Annotated in this window: 2 protein-coding genes; one reads left to right on the plus strand and one right to left on the minus strand. The window is 70.5% G+C overall.

Annotation, left to right across the window (positions count from 1 at the left end):
• Positions 1-654, minus strand: a 654-nt coding sequence (bioB, locus tag ABZ281_RS49470) for a biotin synthase BioB (protein WP_356665413.1), incomplete at its 3' end; no start/stop codon positions are given.
• Positions 655-804: 150 nt separating this feature from the next.
• Here bioB and ABZ281_RS49475 point away from each other — a divergent pair.
• On the plus strand, positions 805-1,350 hold a 546-nt coding region (locus tag ABZ281_RS49475; protein WP_356665415.1), incomplete at its 3' end, for an aminotransferase class I/II-fold pyridoxal phosphate-dependent enzyme.

A 1,350-nucleotide genomic window follows, 5' to 3' on the forward strand; every position in this document is an offset into this window, starting at 1 on the left:
GTCCACGAGGTCCTCGTCCGTCTCGCCCATGCCGGCGATCAGCCCGGAGCAGGCGGACAGACCGGCCCCGTGCGCCTTCTGCACGGTGTCGACGCGGTCCTCGTAGGTGTGCGTGGTGGTGATCTCCCCGTACGTCGCCTCGGACGTGTTGAGGTTGTGGTTGTAGGCGTCGGCGCCGGCCTCGCGCAGCCGCTCGGCCTGACCGTCGGAGAGCAGCCCCAGGCAGGCGCAGACCTCGACGCCCTCGTTGTTGTCCTTGATCGTCCTGATCGTCTCGGAGACCCGGTCCACGTCCCGGTCGGTCGGGCCGCGCCCGCTCGCCACCAGGCACACCCGCTTGGCCCCTCCGGCCACACCGGCCGCCGCCGCGTCGGACGCCTGGTCGGGCTTCAGCCAGGTGTACTTCAGGATCCCGGCCGTCGAGCCGAGCCGCTGCGAACAGTACGAGCAGTCCTCGGGGCACAGGCCGGACTTGAGGTTGACGAGATAGTTCAGTTTCACCCGTCGCCCGAACCAGTGCCGGCGCACCTTTCCGGCCGCGGCCACCACATCGAGCAGGTCGTCGTCGGATGTCGCGAGGACGGCCAGAGCCTCGTCGCGGGTCGGCAGCTCGCGCCGAAGCCCCTTGTCCACCAGCGTGTTCAGCAGGTCCATGGAAGCCGATCCTGTCCTAAGGAGGTGCCCGGGGCAAAGGAGAGTTCGCACAACAGAGTCGCTTCGAGGTGTGGGTATTGCCACACAGTGACCTGCTGGTGGTCCCGCTAGTGTCTGTGCACTGCCTACAAATTCCCCGGAGGAACACCCATGGCGTTCGGCTGGATCGACGAGCAGGCGGAGCTGCGTGCCCGCGCCGGACTCGTGCGGACTCTGCGCCCCCGTCCGGCCGATTCGCCGCTCCTGGACCTGGCGAGCAACGACTACCTCGGGCTGGCCCGCCACCCCGAGATCACTGAGGGCGCGGCCCGGGCCGCGCGGACCTGGGGCGGCGGCGCGACGGGCTCCCGGCTCGTCACCGGAACGACCGAACTGCACGCCGAACTCGAACGGGAACTGGCCGATTTCTGCGGCTTCGAGGCGGCTCTCGTCTTCTCCTCCGGGTACGCCGCCAACCTCGCGGCGGTCACCGCGCTGGCCCCGCACGGCTCCCTGATCGTCTCCGACGCGGGCAACCACGCCTCGCTCATCGACGGCTGCCGGCTCGCCCGCGGTACCACCCAGGTCGTGGCGCACGCCGATCCGGACGCCGTGCGCAAGGCGCTGGCCACCCACGAGGGCACGGCCATCGCCGTGTCCGACACGGTCTTCTCGGTCGACGGCGACGCGGCCCCCCTCGCCGCGTTGGCCGAGGCC

It is taken from the genome of Streptomyces sp. NPDC006265 (genome assembly GCF_040613555.1).
Classification (GTDB): Bacteria; Actinomycetota; Actinomycetes; order Streptomycetales; family Streptomycetaceae; genus Streptomyces.